The sequence below is a fragment of the Actinoallomurus sp. CA-142502 genome (assembly GCF_050936355.1).
GTDB lineage: Bacteria > Actinomycetota > Actinomycetes > Streptosporangiales > Streptosporangiaceae > Actinoallomurus > Actinoallomurus iriomotensis.
Window position 1 is genome coordinate 3349954 of record NZ_JBNJMY010000001.1, and the last position, 19552, is coordinate 3369505.

At 71.2% G+C, this 19552-nt stretch carries 16 protein-coding genes; 10 read left to right on the top strand and 6 right to left on the bottom strand.

Annotated features, from left to right (window positions below):
- The first annotated feature begins 74 nt into the window (after nt 1–74).
- On the top strand, nt 75–1502 hold the full coding sequence (locus tag ACQEV1_RS16290; RefSeq protein WP_433394609.1) for an MFS transporter: 1428 nt from the start codon (nt 75–77) through the stop codon (nt 1500–1502).
- 99 nt (nt 1503–1601) lie between these two features.
- On the opposite strand, the gene ACQEV1_RS16295 is transcribed toward ACQEV1_RS16290, so the two are convergent.
- Nucleotides 1602–2633, bottom strand: a complete 1032-nt coding sequence (locus ACQEV1_RS16295; protein ID WP_285568980.1) for a S1 family peptidase — start codon at nt 2631–2633, stop codon at nt 1602–1604.
- Between the two features lie 438 nt (nt 2634–3071).
- On the opposite strand from ACQEV1_RS16295, the gene ACQEV1_RS16300 reads away from it, so the two are divergent.
- Nucleotides 3072–4280: a glycosyltransferase 87 family protein gene (locus ACQEV1_RS16300; protein WP_285617648.1), complete on the top strand. Its 1209-nt coding sequence runs from the start codon at nt 3072–3074 to the stop codon at nt 4278–4280.
- 21 nt (nt 4281–4301) lie between these two features.
- Nucleotides 4302–5021 carry a dienelactone hydrolase family protein gene (locus tag ACQEV1_RS16305; protein WP_433394610.1) on the top strand — a complete coding sequence of 240 codons (720 nt, stop codon included), beginning with the start codon at nt 4302–4304 and terminating at the stop codon, nt 5019–5021.
- A gap of 11 nt (nt 5022–5032) precedes the next feature.
- On the opposite strand, the gene ACQEV1_RS16310 is transcribed toward ACQEV1_RS16305, so the two are convergent.
- Nucleotides 5033–6127 carry a P1 family peptidase gene (locus ACQEV1_RS16310; protein WP_433394611.1) on the bottom strand — a complete coding sequence of 365 codons (1095 nt, stop codon included), beginning with the start codon at nt 6125–6127 and terminating at the stop codon, nt 5033–5035.
- Nucleotides 6124–7761 carry a PucR family transcriptional regulator gene (locus ACQEV1_RS16315; RefSeq protein WP_433394612.1) on the bottom strand — a complete coding sequence of 546 codons (1638 nt, stop codon included), beginning with the start codon at nt 7759–7761 and terminating at the stop codon, nt 6124–6126. The genes ACQEV1_RS16310 and ACQEV1_RS16315 overlap by 4 nt, the downstream gene beginning before the upstream one ends.
- A gap of 38 nt (nt 7762–7799) precedes the next feature.
- On the opposite strand from ACQEV1_RS16315, the gene ACQEV1_RS16320 reads away from it, so the two are divergent.
- The 5 genes from ACQEV1_RS16320 (at nt 7800) to ACQEV1_RS16340 (ending at nt 13363) form a co-directional block, all read left to right on the top strand.
- Nucleotides 7800–8075 carry a 4a-hydroxytetrahydrobiopterin dehydratase gene (locus tag ACQEV1_RS16320; RefSeq protein ID WP_285617643.1) on the top strand — a complete coding sequence of 92 codons (276 nt, stop codon included), beginning with the start codon at nt 7800–7802 and terminating at the stop codon, nt 8073–8075.
- A 100-nt stretch (nt 8076–8175) separates the two neighbouring features.
- Nucleotides 8176–9438: an aspartate aminotransferase family protein gene (locus ACQEV1_RS16325; protein ID WP_433394613.1), complete on the top strand. Its 1263-nt coding sequence runs from the start codon at nt 8176–8178 to the stop codon at nt 9436–9438.
- Nucleotides 9439–9502: 64 nt separating this feature from the next.
- Nucleotides 9503–10993, top strand: coding sequence for a CoA-acylating methylmalonate-semialdehyde dehydrogenase (locus tag ACQEV1_RS16330; RefSeq protein ID WP_433394614.1), 1491 nt, complete (start codon nt 9503–9505; stop codon nt 10991–10993).
- Nucleotides 10994–11548: 555 nt separating this feature from the next.
- The gene (locus ACQEV1_RS16335; protein ID WP_285617638.1) at nt 11549–11881 is read left to right on the top strand and encodes a hypothetical protein; all 333 of its coding nucleotides are present in this window, start codon (nt 11549–11551) and stop codon (nt 11879–11881) included.
- A 300-nt stretch (nt 11882–12181) separates the two neighbouring features.
- Complete coding sequence (locus tag ACQEV1_RS16340; RefSeq protein ID WP_285580967.1) at nt 12182–13363, top strand: ABC transporter substrate-binding protein; 1182 nt, start codon at nt 12182–12184, stop codon at nt 13361–13363.
- A gap of 102 nt (nt 13364–13465) precedes the next feature.
- On the opposite strand, the gene ACQEV1_RS16345 is transcribed toward ACQEV1_RS16340, so the two are convergent.
- Both ACQEV1_RS16345 and ACQEV1_RS16350 read right to left on the bottom strand, forming a co-directional pair.
- The gene (locus ACQEV1_RS16345) at nt 13466–13726 is read right to left on the bottom strand and encodes a hypothetical protein (RefSeq protein ID WP_285580966.1); all 261 of its coding nucleotides are present in this window, start codon (nt 13724–13726) and stop codon (nt 13466–13468) included.
- 213 nt (nt 13727–13939) lie between these two features.
- The gene (locus tag ACQEV1_RS16350) at nt 13940–14656 is read right to left on the bottom strand and encodes a TetR/AcrR family transcriptional regulator (protein WP_285617634.1); all 717 of its coding nucleotides are present in this window, start codon (nt 14654–14656) and stop codon (nt 13940–13942) included.
- Nucleotides 14657–14765: 109 nt separating this feature from the next.
- Here ACQEV1_RS16350 and ACQEV1_RS16355 point away from each other — a divergent pair, with 109 nt between their 5' ends.
- Both ACQEV1_RS16355 and ACQEV1_RS16360 read left to right on the top strand, forming a co-directional pair.
- On the top strand, nt 14766–16883 hold the full coding sequence (locus ACQEV1_RS16355; protein WP_433394615.1) for an MMPL family transporter: 2118 nt from the start codon (nt 14766–14768) through the stop codon (nt 16881–16883).
- A 108-nt stretch (nt 16884–16991) separates the two neighbouring features.
- Entirely contained in the window at nt 16992–19004 is a 2013-nt protein-coding gene (locus ACQEV1_RS16360) for a WD40 repeat domain-containing serine/threonine protein kinase (protein WP_433394616.1), read from the top strand.
- Between the two features lie 4 nt (nt 19005–19008).
- On the opposite strand, the gene ACQEV1_RS16365 is transcribed toward ACQEV1_RS16360, so the two are convergent.
- On the bottom strand, nt 19009–19533 hold the full coding sequence (locus ACQEV1_RS16365) for a GNAT family N-acetyltransferase (RefSeq protein WP_285617629.1): 525 nt from the start codon (nt 19531–19533) through the stop codon (nt 19009–19011).
- Between the last annotated feature and the right edge of the window lie 19 nt (nt 19534–19552).

The window sequence follows — 19552 nt, forward strand, 5'->3', positions numbered from 1 at the left end:
TCGGGGGTCTTCGTGGTGGTGGTGAGAGGCCGCCCACGAGGGGCGCCCTGACGGAATCGAGAAGGACGTTCCTCATGACCACCTTGACGGAGCCGGGCACGGTCACCGCACGCCGCTCCAGCCGCCTGATGTGGGCGATTCTTGGGTTGGTGCTGCTCGCCGACGCCCTCGACGTGATCGATGGAACGGTCACGAACATCGCGGCGCCCACGATCGCCCGTGAGCTCGACGGCGGTGAGAGTTTGATCAAGTGGCTGGGGCCGGCGTACATGCTCGCCATGGGGGTCCTGCTCGTGGTCGGCGGGCGGCTGGGTGACAGGTTCGGCCAGCGCAGGCTTTTCCTGATCGGCATGGGCGGGTTCACCCTGGCCTCGGCGGTCGCCGGGTTCTCACCCGACCCGGCCCTGCTCATCGTCGCCCGGGTCGCTCAGGGGGCGTTCGGGGCCCTGCTCATCCCGCAAGGCATGGCGATCATGACGAAGGCGTTCACCCCCGCCATGCTCGCCAAGGCGTTCGGGCTGTTCGGCCCGGTTCTGGGCCTGTCCAGTGTCGGCGGCCCGGTCCTGGCCGGTTTCCTCATCAGCGCCGACGTGTTCGGTCTGTCCTGGCGCCCGATCTTCCTCATCAACATCGTCCTCGGCGTCATCGGGCTGGTCATGGCCGCCAAGATCCTGCCGCGTGACGACGGCGACCGGTCCGCCGTCGTCGACGGCTGGGCCTCCGGCCTGCTCGCGGTCACCATGCTCGGCCTGCTGTACGGCCTGATCGAGGGCTCGACCAACGGCTGGAGCGCCCTTCCCGTCGTCTCGATCGTCGTCGGCGTCCTGTTCTTCGCCGCCTTCGCCTACCGTCAGCGCACCGCGACCCACCCGCTCATCACGCCCTCGCTCATGAAGAACCGGGGTTTCACCTCCGGACTGCTCGTGTGCCTGGTCGCCGTCGCCGCCGGCACCGGCCTGCTCTTCGTGCTGTCGCTGTTCCTGCAGGAAGGGCTGCACGCCGGCCCGCGGGACGCCTCGCTCGGTCTGGTGCCGCTCACCCTGGGGCTCGTCGCCTCCGGGTTCGCCGCCATGGGCGGCCTGGTCGCCAAGCTCGGCCGACGGCTCATCTTCATCGGCCTCACCGTCGACCTCGCCGGTTGCGGTTGGGTCCTGGCCCTCGTCGATCACTCCGGGACGAACGCCGGCCTCTGGGCGCCGGCCCCGGCGTTCTTCGTCATCGGCATCGGCCTCGGCCTCAGCTTCGCCACGATCCCCACCGTCGCTCTCGGCGACGCCAAACCCGACGAAGCCGGCAGCGCCAGCGGCGCGTTCAGCTCCATCCAGCAACTCGCCTCAGCAATCGGCTCGGCCGCGATCACCTCGATCTTCTTCCAAGCCACGACCTCCGGACCCGCCCACGCGATGAAAGTCAGCCTCATCGTCGTCCTGGCCGTCACCGCCCTCAGCCTCCCGGTCGTCGCCCTGATGCCCCGCACGGCACCAGCAGAACCCCAGCGGTGAGCGACCGGCCGCACATGACCCCCGAACGATGAGACCCTCGGGACCACACGGTCCCGAGGGTCTCATGCCGATCCGGCGGGTCGAGGTCTGGCCGGAGGATCAGTAGACGCTGACGCCGTACGCGCTCAGCGCCTCGGTCACCGGCTGGAAGAAGGTCGTGCCGCCGGAGGTGCAGTTGCCGCTGCCGCCGGAGGTCAGACCCAGGGCCGTCGTCCCCGCGTAGAGCGGGCCGCCGCTGTCGCCGCCCTCGGCGCAGACGGTGGTCTGGATCATGCCGTACACGGTGCCCTCGGAGTAGTTCACCGTGGCGTTGAGCGCGGTGACCCGGCCGGAGTGGACGCCGGTCGTGCTGCCGCGCCGGGAGACCGTCTGGCCCACGGTCGCGTTGCCCGCGCTCGTGATGTCCTGGCTGCCGACCGTGCCGGACGGCGTGCCGCTGGTGGTGTAGCGGACGATCGCGTAGTCGTTGCCCGGGAACGAGCTGCTCTGCGTGTTACCCAGCGCCGAGGTGTGGCTCGAGTTGGAGTACCACGTCGAGGCGATGTTGCCGCAGTGGCCGGCGGTCAGGAAGTAGTACGTGCTGCCGCTGCGGACGTTGAAGCCGAGCGAGCAGCGGTACTGCCCGCCGTAGATGGCGTCGCCGCCGCTCAGCCGCGTGGTGAACGCGCCCGCCACGTGGTTGACGCGGACGGTGCCGCCGAGCTGCTGCGCGGCCTTGGTGACCTGGGCCAGCCGGGCGCCGGTGACGGTGCTGTCGACCGACAGCACGACCTGGTCGGTGGCCGGGTCGACCGCCCACGCGGTCCCCGGCACGCGCGCCGTGCTGTCCAGCGTGCTCGTGGCCTGGGCGAGCCGGGCGCCGCTGTAGGCGACCGTCTTGGGCACGGCGCCGGCCGCCCGCACGACCTTCGCGTCGGACGCGTTGGTGACGGTGACGACGAGCTTGTTCGTGGCGTGGTCCAGGTAGGACCCGGCGGAACGGGACCCGAGCTGGCCGGCCAGTTTGCCGGCGACCTGCGACGGATCCACCTGCGAGGCGGACGCCTGCGCGGATGCGGCGACGAGTGTGCCGCCGACCAGCCCGGCCGCCGCGACGATCAGTCCGGCGCGTCGGGATGCAGTGAACCTCACACGAGCCTCCCTCAGGGGTGGCGGGCGCGCCCTGGTGGCGCACCCGAGGGATGGCGCGGTACGGCGGGGCCCGCTCGTGCGGAAGGTCTGGGGGCATCCGCGCTCACGGGGCCTGAGAACCGAGTACCTTGCCTGCCGAGAGGTTCACGCATCTAGTAAAATTTTGCAAGATTCCTTGTAAGTCCGGTTATGGCCATGGAGCCCGTATCCTCGGGGCTGATCGGGCGTTGGACACGAAGCGGGGCGTCAGGCGGGGAGTCCGGAAGCGCCTACGTGGGGTAGCCGATCGATCACGGATCACTCTCGAAGGTCAAGAGCTACCTGAGAGTTCGCTGTAAATACCCGGCCCAGGTCAGACGACCTGCCCGAATGTGAGAGCCTTGCCTAACGATGGACCATCCTGTATTCGTAGCATTCATCCTGGTAGCAGGCCTGATCATGGCCGTCCTCGCGCAGTGGCGCGGGTGGCGGCCATCGTTGCGGACCTCCCTCGCGGTGGGCATCGGACTGCGGCTGATCCTCCTGGTGGTCGCCGCGACCGCCGCATGGCAGCCGGTCGACTACAACGAGGGTTTCCGGCACGCCGGGCGCGCCATCCTGCACCACCAGGATCCGGTGCTCGCGACGCAGGGGTCCTGGCACTTCCTGCCGATGATCCCCTACTTCTACGCGCTGGTGCTGGCCACCGGTCTGCCGTGGGAGGTCGCCGGCCGCGTGGTCACGTTCGTGGCCGACGCCGTCCTGATCGTGCTGGTCGGCAAGCTGGCCGGGCCGAAGTACCGGGCACAGGCGCGGTTCCAGTACGCCTGCAACCCGATAGCCCTGATGGTCGCGATCATTCACGGCCAGGTGGAGCCGGTCGCCCTCGCGTTCCTCGTCGGCGCGTACGTCGTGGCACGTGCCACACCCGCACCGGACGGTGAGGGCCGAAACCGGGCCGCGATGTACGCCGCGTGGGCCGGGGCGCTGTTCGGGTTCGCGCTGTCGGCCAAGAGCTGGCCGATCATCCTGCTGCCGGTGCTGCTGGCCATGCTGCCCACCTGGCGCCAGCGCCTGTACGGGCTGGTCGCGGCCGGTGCGGTGCCGGTGTTCTTCCTGGTGACGCTGCCGCTCGTGGTGGACAGCTCGTGGTCGGGCATCCTCGACGTCGCCCGCTATCTCGGTGAGGTGCGGCCCATCGTCGGCGAGTGGGGCTGGACCGCCGTGATGACCGGCGGCGACTGGCAGCTCGTCTCGGCCGCCGCCTCGATCGGCCAGGTCATTCTCTACTCCACGATCGCCCTCGTCATGTGGCTGTGGTGGCGCTCGGACCGGATCGACCAGACCTCGGCGATCCTGCTCGCGTTCATGATCGTGACCCCACGGATGGGCGCGCAGTACCTCCTCTGGTTCGTGCCGTTCCTGTGCGCCCGCCCGACGCGCTGGAGCCGCCCGGCCCTGGGGCTGGCCGCCGTCTGGGCCGGGCTGGGCTACCTCTACCTCACCCAGTTCGACGACAACGGCTGGTGGAAGAACCACGAGTGGTGGGCGATCAGCTCGGTGGCGGTCATCCCGCTCCTGGCCCTGGCGATGCCCTGGGCCCGCCGCGTGTCCCGCCCGACCAAGGAGACCGCGCTCCCGGAGACCGAACTCGTCACCACGGGATGATCTAGGCCCTAGGCTGCCCGCATGGAGGCAACCCGTGTGGAGCAGGTGACGGTCCCCGGCGGCGCGTACGACCTGACGGTCTGGCTTCCCGGCTCCGGCGGCGGGCCGGGAGTCCTGCTCGTCCCGGAGATCTTCGGCGTCGGCGACTACATCCACGCCGTGGCCGAGGACCTCACCGGCCTTGGGTACGTCGTGGCGGCGCCGGACCTGTTCTGGCGGCTGAGCCCCGGCTGGCGGGCCGTACACGACGAGGAGGGCGTCGCGCGCTCCCTCGAACTCGGCGGGCGCCTCGACTTCGAGCAGAGCGTGGCCGACGCCGCCGGCGGGCTGCGGCACCTCATGGCCCTGCCGGAGGTCGCCGGCGGCGAGGCGACCGGGACGGCGGGCATCCTCGGCTTCTGCCTCGGCGGGTCGATCGCCTACTTCCTCGCGGCCCAGAACGCCGCGGCCGCGGTCGTGTCCTTCTACGGCTCGGAGGTGCCCGGCCGGCTCGACCTGCTCGACGCGATCGAGTGCCCGCTGCAGTTCCACTTCGGCGGCAGTGACCCGTACATCCCGCGCGCGGACGTGGCCGAGGTCGAGAAGGTGGTCCGCGGCCGGCCGAACGCCGAGATCCACGTCGAGGAGGAGGCGGGGCACGCCTTCCACAACCGGAAGGCGCCGATGTTCCACGACCCGGAACCGGCGGCCCGCGCCTGGCACCGCGCCGAGGAGTTCCTCGCCCGCCACCTGCCCGTCTGACGCCGCCGGGATCAGCGCCGGTCGACGAACTCCAGCAGGCGGTCCGGGTCCAGGGCGTACGCGGTGACGCCGTCGCGGCCGGTCATCGTCTCGGCCGCCAGCAGGGCGTTCACGACGGCCTCCTCGGTGGCCTCGATGACACCGTGGAAGAGCGGGTCGAGGTACGCGTCGGCCAGCACGTCGACCTGGAAGACCCGCGGCGGCTCGGTGCCCGGCGCGTCGGAGGGCAGCCGGCCGCGGTTCGCGGTGGAGAACGCGAGGAAGCCGTCGCCGCTGAAGTTCTCCCCGGCGCCGCCCGTACGGGCGATGCCCAGGCCCGCGCGCTGGGCCAGCCGCCGGCACTGGTGGGGCAGCAGCGGCGCGTCGGTCGCCACGATCGCGATCACCGATCCCGCGCCCTCGGCCGCCGGCGCCACCGGGCGCGGCACGTCGTCGATCCGCACGGGGACGCCGTCGACCGTGAGGCGTTCGCGCCGTCCGTGGTTGGCCTGCAGGAGCACGCCGACCGTCCAGCCGCCCTCCACGACGCGCGAGGACGTGCCGATGCCGCCCTTGAAGCCGTGGCAGATCATGCCGGTGCCGCCGCCGACGTTGCCCTCGGCCACCGCGTCGCCGGGCCCGCTCCGGGCCGCCGCCTCGTACGCCTCGCGCACGTGGGCGGCGGTCACGTGGCCGCCATCGATGTCGTTGAGCACGCCGTCCCAGGTCTCGCCGACGACCGGCAGCCCCCAGGAGCCGTGCCCGCGGCCCCGGCGTTCGACGTCGATGAGCGCGTCGCGGACCACGCCGACGCTGTGGGTGTTGGTCAGCCCGATCAGCGTGGTGAGCATGCCCCCGTCGTGGATCCACGCGGTGCCGGTGATCTCGCCGTTCCCGTTGAGCCAGTGGAAACCGGCGTACAGCGGCTCGTCCTCCAGTACGCCATCGTGCGGCAGGACCACCGTCACGCCGGTACGGACCGGGCCCTCGCCGACCCGCAGCGGCCCGTCACCCCGGATGATCGTCGCGTGCCCGACCCGGACACCGGCCACGTCGGTGATCGCGTTCGCCGGTCCGGTGTCCGCCGTGCCGATCCGGATCCCCAGGTCACGTGCTCGTCGTATCAAGAGCGTTCCCTTCGTACGGAGTCGAGTGCGAGGAGGGCGACGTGCAGGGACGCGCAGGACTCCACGTCCTCCAGGTCCGTGTCGAGGACCCGTTCGATCCGCCGCAGCCGTTCGTACAGGGCCGGGCGTGACAGGTGGGCCCGCTGGGCCGCGAGCGCCTTGTTGCGCCCGCTGTCGAGGTAGAGCGCGAGCATGTGGACGAGGTCGCCGCCGCGGCGCGCGTCGTGGGTGAGCAGCGGGCCCAGCTCGCGTTCGATGAAGGTCTGCAGCCGGGCGTCGTCGCGCAGCAGGTGCAGCAGCCCGCGCAGGCGCAGGTCGGGCAGGCGGTAGAACGGCCGCTCGTCGCCTCGCCGCGCGGCCACGTCGGCGACCTGCTCGGCCTCCAGGAACGAGCGGCGTACGTCGCGGATCGACTCGACGATCGACCCGGCCGCCATGACGAAGCCCCGCCCGGCGTCCGCGGCGCCTCCGACGGAGCGGTGGGCGCGCAGCCGCTTCGCGACCTCGCGCAGGATCCGCTCGTCCTCGGCGCGGGCGGGCAGCGAGGCCAGCACTCCGACCCGTGCCTGGGGCGACCCCTCGTCGAGGGCCCCGACGAGGGCGGCGAGACTCGCGTCCCGGCAGGCGGCGGCGGTCGCGTCGGCCAGTTCCGCGAGCGGCGGGAGCTCGGTCGTGCCGGCGGGGCAGGGGAGCACCACGATGCCGAGGAGACGGCGCCCGGTGAGCGGCACACCGAGGGCCCGCGCGCGTGCCGCGGCCTCCTGCGGGTCGGAGTAGGCGTGCGCGAGGATCCCGGCGATGACGGAGCCGTGGGCCTGGCGTTCGAGGCTCTGGGCGTGCTGGTCCAGCAGGCGCCCGAGCGCGAGAGTCGTCGCCGCGCGCTCGATCAGGACGACGTCGCGCGGGGACGGCGGCCCCTCACCGGCGATGATGAGCCGCCCCCAGTCCTCGCCGCGCGCCCCGACGACGGTCACGAGCCACCGGGACGACGCGTCGTAGGCGGTGCGTTCCTCCGTGCGCACCGCGCGGGAGCGGGTCTCCCAGCTCGCCAGCAGGTCGGCGGGGTCGGTGCCCGCGGCGTCGGCGGCCAGCACCTGGTGGGCGAGGTTCTCCAGCACCACCGGACGGCCGGACAGCCGGGCCGCCTGGCGGACGACCTCGTCGGGCGGCGCCCCGTCCACCGACAGCTGCGTGAACACCTCGTGCAGCTTGTCCGAGGCGCGCAGCTCGGCGAGCTGCGCGTCGATGATCTGCGCGTGCACGGCCTCGGTGACGTCCACGAACGGTGTCTCACGCGCCCAGGCGATCAGCGGCAGCCCGTACTCCTCGGCCGCGGAGATCAGCGCGGCCGGCAGCGTGCTGGCGTACTTGCGCCCCAGCTCCACGATGAGTCCGCAGGCGCCGACCTCGGCCAGCTCGGCGACGTACCGCCGCAGCCGGCCCGGCTCGTCCGGCAGCGCGATGCCGGTGGTGAGCACCAGCTCTCCGCCGCGCAGCAGGTGGGCGATGTCGGTGACCTCGGCGCTGTGCACCCACCGCACGCGGGCGTCGAGCCGGTCCGCGCCGGCCACGACACGTGGCTCGCCGCGTCGTACCGCGTCCAGGTGCAGAACGTCGGCCAAAGTGGGCAGCACATTCGTGATGTTATGAAACGGGAGAGAGGAGTGCCGAAATGAAGCGGTTGAGCGTGGCCGAGATCGAGCGCGAGCTGGCCGGGACGCCGGGCTGGGAGCTCGTGGAGGACTCCATCGTCCGCACCGTGAAGTTCCGGGACTTCAAGGAGGCGATGGCGTACGTCAACCGGGTCGCCGAGGTGGCGGAGGAGCTCAACCACCACCCCGACGTCGAGATCCGGTGGAACGTCGTCGTCCTCACCCAGACCACCCACGCCGCCGGCGGCCTGACCGAGCACGACTTCCACCTCGCCCGGCGGCTCAACGCGCTGTGATCGCCGGCTCGCCGAGGATGACAGGCTGCCAGGCGCGGAGCGCGATTCCTGACACTGTGCTGCCTGGCGCTTGGCACGGAAGGACAGGAAGACTCTAGACATGTCGGACTTGCTTGCACGCCATCGCGCGGTCATCCCCACCTGGGTGACCCTCTACTACGACGAGCCCATCGAGATCGTCAGCGGCCGGGGCAACCGCGTCACCGACTCCGAGGGCCGTACCTACCTCGACTTCTTCGCCGGCATCGTGACCAACACCCTCGGCTACGACATCGCCGAGGTGCGCGAGGCCGTCGAGCGCCAGCTCGCGACGGGGGTCGTGCACACCTCGACGCTGTACCTCCTGCGCGGGCAGGTCGAGCTGGCGGAGAAGATCGCCCGGCTGTCCGGCATCGAGAACGCCAAGGTGTTCTTCACCAACTCCGGCACCGAGGCGAACGAGACGGCGCTGCTGCTCGCGACGTACACCCGTAAGTCCAACCAGGTGCTCGCGATGCGGCAGAGCTACCACGGCCGGTCGTTCGGCGCCACCTCGATCACCGCCAACGCCTCGTGGAAGAACAGCGCGCTGTCGCCGCTCAGCGTCTACTTCCTGCACGGCGGCGACCGGCACCTCGCGCAGTTCCGCGGGCTGTCGGACGACGACTACGTCAAGGTGTGCGTGGAGGACCTACGGCACACGCTCGCCACCGTCGTCGGCGGCGACGTGGCCGCGCTGATCGCCGAGCCGATCCAGGGCGTCGGCGGCTTCACCGCGCCGCCCGACGGGCTGTACGCCGCCTACCAGGAGGTCCTCGCCGAGCACGGCGTCCTGTTCATCGCCGATGAGGTGCAGACGGGCTGGGGCCGTACCGGGCAGAACTTCTGGGGCATCCAGAACCACGGCGTGACGCCCGACATCATGACCTTCGCCAAGGGGCTCGGCAACGGCTTCGCGATCGGCGGTGTGGTCGCCCGCGGCGAGCTGCTCGACGCGCTGCACGCGACCGGGCTGTCGACGTTCGGCGGCAACCCGATCTCCACCGCGGCCGCGAACGCCACGCTCGACTACATCCTCGATCACGACCTGCAGGCGAACGCCGCCAAGGTGGGCGAGCGGATCATCGACGGGCTCCGGGCCGCGGGCGCACGGCTCGACGTCGTCACCGACGTGCGCGGCAAGGGCCTGATGTTCGCCATCCAGCTGGCCTCACCGGAGGCGGCGAAACGCCTGCTGGAGGCCACGAAGGCCCGCGGGCTGCTCGTCGGCAAGGGCGGCCTGTACGGCGACACCGTCCGGATGGCGCCGCCGCTCACGCTCACCGAGGACGAGGCGGAAGAGGGCCTGAGCATTCTCATCGACGCGCTGGAAGAGATCTCATGACCGAGCGAAGCGAGGGAATCAAAAGGCACGCGCCGGTGGTCACCCCTCGGACGAAGGACGGCTCATGAATCGGATCACCCACTGGATCGGCGGCAAGCCGTGGAGCGGCACGGCCGAGCGCCGGGGCGACGTGTACGACCCCGCGACCGGGCAGGTGAGCGCGCAGGTCGACTTCGCGACCGCCGACGACGTCTCCTCGGCCGTCGCGACGGCCAGGGAGGCGTTCCCCGCGTGGCGTGACACCTCGCTGAGCAAGCGTTCCGGCATCCTGTTCGCCTTCCGTGAGCTCGTACGGGAGCACCGGGACGAACTGGCCGCGCTGATCAGCGCCGAGCACGGCAAGGTGCGGTCGGACGCGGCGGGCGAGGTGGCGCGCGGGCTGGAGGTGGTGGAGTTCGCCTGCGGGATCCCGCACCTGCTCAAGGGCGGCTTCTCCGAGAACGTCTCGACCCGGGTCGACTCCTACTCCATCCGCCAGCCGCTGGGCGTCGTCGCGGGCATCACGCCGTTCAACTTCCCGGCGATGGTGCCGATGTGGATGTTCCCGGTGGCGATCGCGACCGGGAACACCTTCGTGCTCAAGCCGTCGGAGAAGGACCCCTCCGCCTCGGTCCGGCTCGCCGAGCTGTGGCGGGAGGCGGGCCTGCCCGACGGCGTGTTCAACGTCGTGCACGGGGACAAGGTGGCGGTCGACTCCCTCCTCGCGCATCCGGACGTACGCGCGGTGAGCTTCGTCGGCTCCACGCCGATCGCGCGCTACGTGTACGAGACCGCCACGTCGCACGGCAAGCGGGTGCAGGCGCTCGGCGGGGCCAAGAACCACATGCTGGTGCTGCCCGATGCCGACCTCGACCTGGCCGCCGACGCCGCCGTCTCGGCGGGCTTCGGTTCGGCGGGGGAGCGGTGCATGGCGATCTCCGTGGTGGTCGCCGTCGAGCCGGTGGGCGACGAACTGGTCGCCAAGATCAAGGAACGCGTCGCGCGGCTCCGCGTGGGCCCGGGCACGTCGCCGGAATCGGAGATGGGCCCGCTGGTGACCCGGCAGCACCGCGACAAGGTGGCGTCCTACCTCGACGGGGGCGTCGCCGAGGGCGCGACCCTGGCCGTCGACGGGCGCTCGCACCCGCTGCCCGAGGGCGAGGGCTTCTGGCTCGGGCCGACGGTCCTCGACCAGGTCAGGCCGGAGATGACCTGCTACCGGGACGAGATCTTCGGCCCGGTCCTGTCGGTGGTACGCGTGCCGTCCTACGACGCCGCGATGGAGGTCATCGCGGACAACCCGTACGGGAACGGCACCGCGATCTTCACCAACGACGGCGGCGCCGCCCGCCGGTTCCAGAACGAGGTGGAGGTCGGCATGATCGGCGTGAACGTGCCGATCCCGGTGCCGATGGCGTACTACTCGTTCGGCGGCTGGAAGGCGTCGCTGTTCGGCGACACCCACGTCCACGGCACCGAGGGCGTGCACTTCTACACGCGGGGCAAGGTCGTCACCGCCCGCTGGCTCGAGCCCGAGCACGGCGGGGTCAACCTGGGCTTCCCCACCAACGGCTGAGCGACCCGCCGGCGACCGGGCGAACACGGCTCCGGTCGCCGGCGGCGCCGGTCACGGCTCTCCGGCGGCCTCGGCCGAGCCCCAATAAAGGCGCGTCGGTTTTCGTAATTATGCGCACCTTTTGGTGGTCTCACCTTTTCGCCGAGCGGAAAAGACGGGGTTCCCGGATTTCGCGGCGCACGCTGCGGGTTTTCCGGGCGGGGCGAAACGCGCTGCACGGTGATGTGGCCGAGAAGGGGCGGCCTCGGAGGGTGGTCACCGGCCGCCGAGTAGGTCACCATGGCCTCAGGGGGACCGCTCAACAGGTCCAAGGCGGACGGCGCCTCGGCCGGCGCCGTCGAAACGCAGTCCGTGGACGGCGGGGAAGATCTTTTCTGTCGCCATGCCGAGCGTGGCGTTGAACAGCGCTTTTGTCCTGCCTAACTTCGTTGACTGGGCAAACTACAAACAATAGCTAGGCCTCTTGACCTCCTCTGTGGCATACGACACACTTCGTACTGTCGACTTTTGCTTCTCGCGAAAAATAAGACGTTCCCCGGTCGTCAGGGAGCCCCCATGTCTGCCGACGAATCGCTCGACCAGCAGCCGTATTCGTTACTGGCCATGCTGGCGGCACGTTACCCGCACTGGACGATCTGGTTCGGGCAGGCGACTCGTCACTGGTGGGCGCTCCCGCCGCACGAGCGGGGATCGAACCACTTCATCGAGGCCATCAACTTCATCGAGGCCATCAACGTGAAAGAGCTGGTCGAGTCGATCGAGGTCCTCCAGGCACGCCGCCGTGTGCCGGGCCCGGCACCGCAGCCGGGCGGCATTCTCTTCGGCGAGGCCGAGACGTCACGGGCCGGCCGGGTTCCGGCGGCCGCGTGGCCCGGTGGCCCGCGATGACCGCTCATTCACCGGCCACCGACCGCCGCGGTCTCCGCCGCCTCCAGAGCCGCGGTCTCGGGCGAGCGATTTTCAGTCGCGCCGCCTCCCCCTCCAACACCTCCGTGACAGGCGTGACTGCAGAGGGGTGCTCACCCGAGGCCGCATGACGCCCGGACAACCGCGTAGCCCCCGGCGCGGTTGTCCGGGCCTCTCCCTTTCTCCCCGCTTCCCACCGGCGTTGATCCGGACCACGTGCACATCCGCTCCCGTACGTCGTTACGCTCACCGCAGAGGTTCCAACGCGACGAACGGAGTGGCATGAGGCGTTCGCGGATGCTCGCGGCGGCCGTGATGGCCACCGCACTAGGTCTCGCGGGCTGCAGCGGCGGGGGCGGCGAGGATGTCCGGCGCACCAAGGAGGTGCGGGCCGCGCAGACCATGGGCCAGGGCGAGGGCCTGGTCTCCCTCGTGAGCTGGAACGGCTATGCCGAGAGCGGGGGGAACGACCCGCGCGTCGACTGGATCACCCCGTTCGAGAAGAAGACCAAGTGCCAGGTCAAGATCAAGTACGCGGCGAACCCGCAGGAGATGCTCGACCTGATGTCCAAGCCGAACCTCCACTACGACGGGGTCGCGGCCACACCGGAGATCGCCGGCGAGCTCATCGCCTCCAAGCAGGCCGTGCCGATCAACACCGATCTCATCGACGACTACAAGGACCTCGAACCGGAGCTGCGCTCCCAGCTCACCGTGAAGGGCAAGCACTACGCCGTGCCGTTCACCTGGGGGGCGAACCTCCTCATGTACGACCCGCGCACCGTGCGCCCGCAGCCGGACAGCTGGGCGGCGCTGTTCGATCCGGCGCAGGCGAAGAAGTACTCCGGGCACCTGGTCGTGCGCGACAGCCCGTTGACGCTGGGCGACGCCGCGCTCTACCTGCGGTCGCACAACCGCAAGCTGCACATCAAGGACCCGTTCGCGCTCACGCCCAAGCAACTCGCCGCGGCGGGCGCGCTGGTGGCCAAGCAGCGGCCGATGGTGAAGACCTACTGGCTCAACCCCTCGGACGCGATCGCGGCGTTCGCCACCGGCGACGCGGCGCTGGGCGAGGTCTGGCCGTACCAGGTCGACGTGCTGAGCCGCAGCGGACGGCCGGTCGCGGGCGTCACGCCGCGCGAGGGCGTGACCGGCTGGATGGACGCGTGGATGATGAGCCCCCGCGCCGACCATCCCAACTGCATGTACCAGTGGCTCAACTGGGCGAGCTCGCCCGAGGTGCAGCAGCAGGTGGCCGAGTGGGACGGCGTCGCGCCCGCGAACCCGGACGCCTGCGCCCGTGACCGGCTGCGCCCGCAGTTCTGCAGCGCCTACCACGTGGGGGACCGCGGTTACCTGAGCAAGGTGATGTTCGCCCGGATGCCGGCGGCGAGCTGCGTGAACAGCAAGAGCTGCGCCGACTACGCGGACTGGAACCGCGCCTGGCAGGACGCCCGCGGCTGACCGGCCCCGGACATGTGAAGAGACGCGCGCCCGGCCGCCCCCGCCGGGCGCGCGCCTCTCATGAGCGTCCTGGGCTCCCCCCGGACTCAGGACGCTCTCCAATTAGGCTCTGGTCAGGCTCTCTTCCAGGCTCTCGGTTCGCCTGGCCGGCCGGCGCGCGGTGGCTCGTCGGCGTACGGGCTGCGGGATGATCCGCAGGGCCGGCACACAGTCGTCGCACGCGAACACCCGCGAATCGTCCGGCAACCGGCCCACGTGGGCCCTCGGCCGCGGCCACTTCTTGTGGCACACGACGCAGGCCTCTCCGTAGCGCTGCGCGGCGGTCAGACCGTCCGGGTCGAATGTCGGACCGGAACGGGCCATGAAGCTCAGCTCCCCCCAACTTCGTCGGCTCCGCTTCGGCTCCATTTCTATCGCCGTGAAGGTGTTTATTCAGTCGCCGAAATCGCAAAGCACGGCAAAACTGCGGCAACGGCCGATTACCTTACGCCGCGACCGTCCCACCGGACCAGAATCCGGAATGCCGACCACAAACCACCTGGTCACACCCTCTTGCCGACGTAGCGCGGGCGAACTTCAGGGCAGGTCCTTCTTCAGCCCGATGGTCTTCGCCAGGTCATTCAGTTCGGCTTCGAACAATGGATTCATGTCGTCGATCATGAAGTCCATGTGACCGAAGACCTCAATGGCCACCAAGCCGTACAGGCGCACCCAGGACCCCGCGAACAGCCGGATGACGCCCAGCGGGGCGTCGTCGTCCTCTCCGCAGCACGCGGTGGCGAACAGCCGTAGCTGACGCCTCAGCGCGGGCGGGATCTCCTCGTCCGGCGGCACGGGGAACGGCTGCCGCCGCCAGAGTTCGATGAACAGGGCGAAGAAGATGGCGCCCAGCCGTCCGCCGGCCTGCTGCACGCCGGCCTCCTCGGGCTCGGTGAAGCCCGGCACGGGCGCGCCGAAGACCATGGCGAACTCCGGCCGGTGCTCCAGCGACCAGTCGCGGAAGGCGCGGGTCACCGCGACGAGGCGCCCGTCGAGGTCGTCGGCGGGCAGCGCGTCGCGCGCCACCTCCATCGCGTCGCACATCTCGTTCGTGTACGTCTCGATCATCGCGGCCAGCAGGTCGTCCAGGCTCGCGTAGTACCGGTAGAGCGCCGGGGCGGTCATGCCGAGGTCCCGGGCGATGCCGCGCAGGGAGATGCCGGACGGGCCCTGGACGCGCAGGTGCTCCCTCGCCACTTCCTTGATCTCCAGCAGCGTCGCGTCGCGCATGCGTTCCCGGCGGGTCGTCGGCACGGTTCTCCCTTGACGGTCGTGAACAGTGTGTGCTTGAGTAAACGCCGTTAACGGTAAACGCTGTTTACTCTTGCTATCACCGATAACAGACTACTCGGGGAGCAGGCACATGTTCGAATCTCTCGGCCGCTTCGTCCAGCGGCGACGCCGGTGGGTCATCGTCGGCGCCCTGGTCCTGATCGCCGCCGCCTCCGTGTGGGGGACGGGGGTCTTCGGAGCGCTCAAGAACGGGGGCTTCGACGATCCGAGCTCCGGTTCCTCCCACGCCGCCAAGATCATCAACGACCGGATCGGCCCGGCCGACGACGAGCTGGTCGTGCTGTACGAGAGCGCGTCCGCGACCGTGGACGACCCGGCGTTCCGCGCCGCCGTAACCGGCACCCTGGCCCGCCTTCCCTCGGCCGACGTCCCCCACGTCACCACCTACTGGAACACCGGCTCTCCGGCACTGGTCTCCCATGACCGGCACGCGACGTACGCCGCGATCCGGCTGGCCGGCGCGGACCTGCCGGATCGCCTGAAGACCTACGACCGGATCCGCGACCACCTGGCCGCGCCGGGGCTGCGCACCTTCCGCGGAGGCGTCATCGGCACCAACGCCGAGCTGAGCCGGCAGACCTCCGCCGGCCTCGCCCGCGCCGAGATGATCTCGACGCCGATCCTGCTGGTGCTGCTCGTGGTGATCTTCGGCAGCCTGGTGTCGGCGCTCCTGCCACTGGCCATCGGCGGCGTGGCGATTCTCGGCGCGTTCACCGCGCTGCGGCTGATCACCCTCGCCACCGACGTCTCCACCTTCGCGATCAACATCGTGACGATGCTCGGGCTGGGCCTGGCCATCGACTACGCCCTGTTCATCGTGACCCGCTACCGCGAAGAGCTGCGCCGCACCGACTCCGAGCGGGAGGCGCTGGTGCGGACCATGGCCACCGCCGGCCGTACGGTCGCCTTCTCCGGCATCACGGTCGCCATCGCGCTCGGCGGCCTGCTGTTCTTCCCCCAGATGTTCCTGCGGTCGATGGGCCTCGGCGGCATGGCGGTCGTGCTCGTCGACATGGTCGCCGCGCTCACCGTCCTGCCCGCGCTGCTGGCGCTGCTCGGCCGTCGCGTCGACGCGCTGCGGTTCGGACGCCGGCGCCGGGGCGAGAAGAGCCGGGACGAGCGAGAGAAGGGCGCGTGGTCGCGGCTCGCGGGCAGCGTGATGCGGCGGCCCGTCGCGTACGCCACCGGCTCGGTGCTGGTCCTCCTCGTGCTGGGCGCGCCGTTCCTCGGCATCCGGTTCGGCGGTATCGACGTGCGCGCGCTGCCGCCCGGCGCCGAGCCGCGCACCGTCTCGGCGACGCTCGACCGCGACTTCTCCCACGGCGCGCTGTCCCCGATCGACGTCGTCGTCGCGGGTGATGTGGCAAAGGCGGACCTGGACGGGTACGTCGGCCGCCTGCGGGGCGTGCGCGGGGTCGCCGGCGCGGACGTCGCCGGTACGGGCCGGAGCGCGACGCACGTCGCGGTGCGCACGCCGGCCGACCCGCAGTCGGAGCAGGCGCGCGACCTCGTCCGGCGGATCCGCGCGCTGCCCGCCCCGGGACAGGTGTACGTCGGGGGCCAGAGCGCCGAACTCGTGGACCTGCTGAGCAGTCTCGGCCACGTGCTGCCGTGGACCGCGCTGTTCGTCGGCGTGGTGACGTTCGCGCTGCTGTTCGCCGCACTCGGCTCGGTGGTGCTGCCGCTCAAGGCGCTCGTGATGAACGCCCTGTCGCTCAGCGCGGCGTTCGGCGTGATGGTCTGGGGCTTCCAGGACGGGCACCTGGCCGGCCTGCTCGGCTTCACCTCCACGGGGGCGGTGGAGGCGTCGCAGCCGGTGCTCATCCTCGCGGTGGCCTTCGGGCTGTCGATGGACTACGAGCTGTTCCTGCTCAGCCGGATCCGCGAGGAGTGGGACCGTACGGGGGACAACGCCGCCGCGGTCGCCGCCGGGCTCCAGCGCACCGGCGCGATCATCACGAACGCCGCGCTGCTCCTGGCCGTCGTGATCGGCGCCTTCACCACCTCCGGGATCATGTTCATCAAGCTGATCGGAGTGGGACTGCTGACCGCCGTGGTGGTCGACGCCACGCTCGTACGGGCGCTGCTGGTGCCGGCCACGATCCGCCTGCTGGGGCGGGCCAACTGGTGGCTGCCCAGCCCGCTGCGTCGCCTGCACTCCCGCGTCGCCCTCAGCGAGGCCGGTTAGCGGAGGCGCGAGCCGGGCCGCCGTGGTCCGGTGGATCGAGGTCGATCCACCGGACCGTCTCCGCCGGGAAGGGGAATTTCCCCCGGCGATGACGCTATTTTTCGTTATATGAACACTGGTGTCGGGGCGGTCCTGGCGGGCCGGTACCACATCCTCGGGCAGCTCGGCCGGGGCGGGATGGGCGCGGTGTGGCAGGCCCGGGACGCCGACCTCGACCGTCTGGTCGCCATCAAGGAACTCCGGCTCCCCGAGCACGTCGCCGCGGAGGAACGCCGCGTCTGGTACGCCCGGATGGAACGCGAGGCGCGGGCCGCGGCCCGGCTGAGGCACCCCGGCATCGTGACGGTGTACGAGCGCGTGCTGGGCGACGACGGGCGTCCGTGGATCGTCATGGAGCTCATCCAGGGCGGCTCCCTGCAGGACCTGCTCCGCGAACAGGGACGGCTGCCCGCCCCGCAGGCCGCCGCGATCGGCGGGCAGGTGCTGGCGGCCCTGTCGGCGGCGCACGAACGGGGCATCGTGCACCGCGACATCAAGCCCGCCAACGTCCTCCTCGAGGGCGACCGGGCCGTCCTCACCGACTTCGGCATCGCCGCACTGGACGGCGACGCGACCCTCACTCACACCGGCACGCTCCTGGGCACGCCGGCCTTCATGGCACCCGAACAGGTACGCGGCGACCGCGCCACCCCTCGATCGGACCTGTGGTCCCTGGGCGCCACGCTGTACGCCGCCGTCGAGGGCCATCCTCCCTTCTCCGGGCCCACGCACGGGTCCGTCTTCATCGCCATCGCGACCGAGAACCCCGCCCCGCCCGTGCACGCCGGCCCGCTCACCGAGGTGCTGGCGGGGCTGCTGCGCAAGAACCCCGCCGAGCGGCTGACCGCCGACGCCGTCCGTGGCCTGCTCACCTCCATCACGGACGAGGAGCGACCGCCGAGCCGGCCCGACGCGACGCCGGCGCTCGCGCCACCGCAGGGGACGGTCCCGCGCCCGGCCGCGGGACCACAGCCGCCGACTCCCTGGTCGCCGCCCGTCCGTACGCTGGTCCGCCGGCCGGGCCGCACCCGGACGGCGGCCGTCGCGCTGGCGGCCGGCCTCGCCCTCGTCGCGGCCGTCACCGCGGGCGGCTGGATGGCGTGGTCGTCGGATTCGGGGCACCATGCCGGAAGGGCCGGTCGCTCCGCCCGTGCCACGGCCACGTCCGCGCCGCGTGAGATGACCCTGTCCACGGGCGACAAATGCATCTTCGACCTGGCGTTCGCCCCCGACGGCAAGAGCCTGGCGAGCGCCGGCGAGGACGGCACGATCCGGCTTTGGGACGTGGCCACCGGCCGTCAGACGGCGACGCTGCTGAACGAACCGGGCGACGAGAAGTTCCACGTGCTGTTCAGCCCCGACCGCAGGACCCTGGTCACCGACGGCGAACGCAACGGCGAACTCCGGCTGTGGGACGTGGCCACCCGTCGTGTCATCGCCACCCTCACCGACCCGGACGGGGCCTCGGTCGACTCGCTGGCGTTCAGCCCGGACGGCGGCACCCTCGCGGTCGGCGCGGACATCATCCCCACCATCGGCGATCCGGGGACCCGCCTGATCCGGTTCTGGGACATGCGCGACCGGCGTGTCACCGCCACGGTCTCCGGCATGAAGTACGCCATGGACACACTCGCGTTCACCCCGGACGGCGGGACGCTCGCCTACCCCGACAACAAGACCGTCCGGCTCATGGACGTCGCCACCCGCCGTGTCACCGCCAACCTCACCGGCCACGACGACTTCGTCCGCTCGGTGGCGTTCAGCCCGGACGGCAAGCTCCTCGCCAGCGCCAGCGACGACCACACCATCCGGCTCTGGAACATGTCCACTCACCGGTCGGACGCGGTCATCACCGGCAGCGAGGGCGGCAGCATCGCCTTCAGCCCGGACGGCACGACCCTGGCCGCCCGCGGTGGCGATGACACCAAGGTCGTTCGTCTCTGGAACGTCGAAAGCGGCGACCTCGACGCCTCGTTCACCGGTCACACCGACACGATCTACCCGGTGGCGTTCAGCCCGGACGGACGGACCCTGGCGACCGGCGCCAACGACGGCACCATCCGGCTCTGGAAGGTGAGCTGACCCGTCAGCGGGACGGGCGCCCGATGGCCGGCAGCGCCTTCTCGAAGCAGACGCTGGGCGAGGGTCGCCGCCCGAACGGCGCGATACGGACGTAGCCGCGCGATACGTACAACCCGGCGACGCGCAGATCGGCCGCCGCGAGGCGGACGACCGCGAACCCACGCCGCCGGGCGAGATCCTCCACCCCGGCCAGCAGCAGCCGCGAGAGGCCCTGCCCGCGGTACGGCGGCCGTACGTAGAGGCGCTCGACCTCGGCGGTGTCGTCGGCGATCCGCCGCAGCCCGGCGCAGCCGACCGGGCCGTCCGGCGCGTCCGCCCGCCGGGCGACGACGAACACGACTCCGGCGTCGGGCACGTGCCCGCCGTACGGGGCCGCCCCGGACCGGGGACGGGGAACGACCACCGGGCCCATCACCTGGCCGATCACCGACGCGTCCGCGCGTGGCCGCGCCTCCGCCAGGAGACCGGTCACGATCGGGTCGTCGAACGAGGCCACGACCAGCTCGACGCGCGCGCTCCGCTCGCTCATGAGCCCTCCTTCGTCGGGG

Coding starts and splice junctions, on each gene's coding strand:
- ACQEV1_RS16290 (WP_433394609.1), top strand. CDS start 75: ATGACCACCTTGACGGAGCCGGGCACGGTCACCGCACGCCGCTCCAGC.
- ACQEV1_RS16300 (WP_285617648.1), top strand. CDS start 3,072: ATGGCCGTCCTCGCGCAGTGGCGCGGGTGGCGGCCATCGTTGCGGACC.
- ACQEV1_RS16305 (WP_433394610.1), top strand. CDS start 4,302: ATGGAGGCAACCCGTGTGGAGCAGGTGACGGTCCCCGGCGGCGCGTAC.
- ACQEV1_RS16320 (WP_285617643.1), top strand. CDS start 7,800: ATGAAGCGGTTGAGCGTGGCCGAGATCGAGCGCGAGCTGGCCGGGACG.
- ACQEV1_RS16325 (WP_433394613.1), top strand. CDS start 8,176: ATGTCGGACTTGCTTGCACGCCATCGCGCGGTCATCCCCACCTGGGTG.
- ACQEV1_RS16330 (WP_433394614.1), top strand. CDS start 9,503: ATGAATCGGATCACCCACTGGATCGGCGGCAAGCCGTGGAGCGGCACG.
- ACQEV1_RS16335 (WP_285617638.1), top strand. CDS start 11,549: ATGTCTGCCGACGAATCGCTCGACCAGCAGCCGTATTCGTTACTGGCC.
- ACQEV1_RS16340 (WP_285580967.1), top strand. CDS start 12,182: ATGAGGCGTTCGCGGATGCTCGCGGCGGCCGTGATGGCCACCGCACTA.
- ACQEV1_RS16345 (WP_285580966.1), bottom strand. CDS start 13,726: ATGGCCCGTTCCGGTCCGACATTCGACCCGGACGGTCTGACCGCCGCG.
- ACQEV1_RS16355 (WP_433394615.1), top strand. CDS start 14,766: ATGTTCGAATCTCTCGGCCGCTTCGTCCAGCGGCGACGCCGGTGGGTC.
- ACQEV1_RS16360 (WP_433394616.1), top strand. CDS start 16,992: ATGAACACTGGTGTCGGGGCGGTCCTGGCGGGCCGGTACCACATCCTC.
- ACQEV1_RS16365 (WP_285617629.1), bottom strand. CDS start 19,533: ATGAGCGAGCGGAGCGCGCGCGTCGAGCTGGTCGTGGCCTCGTTCGAC.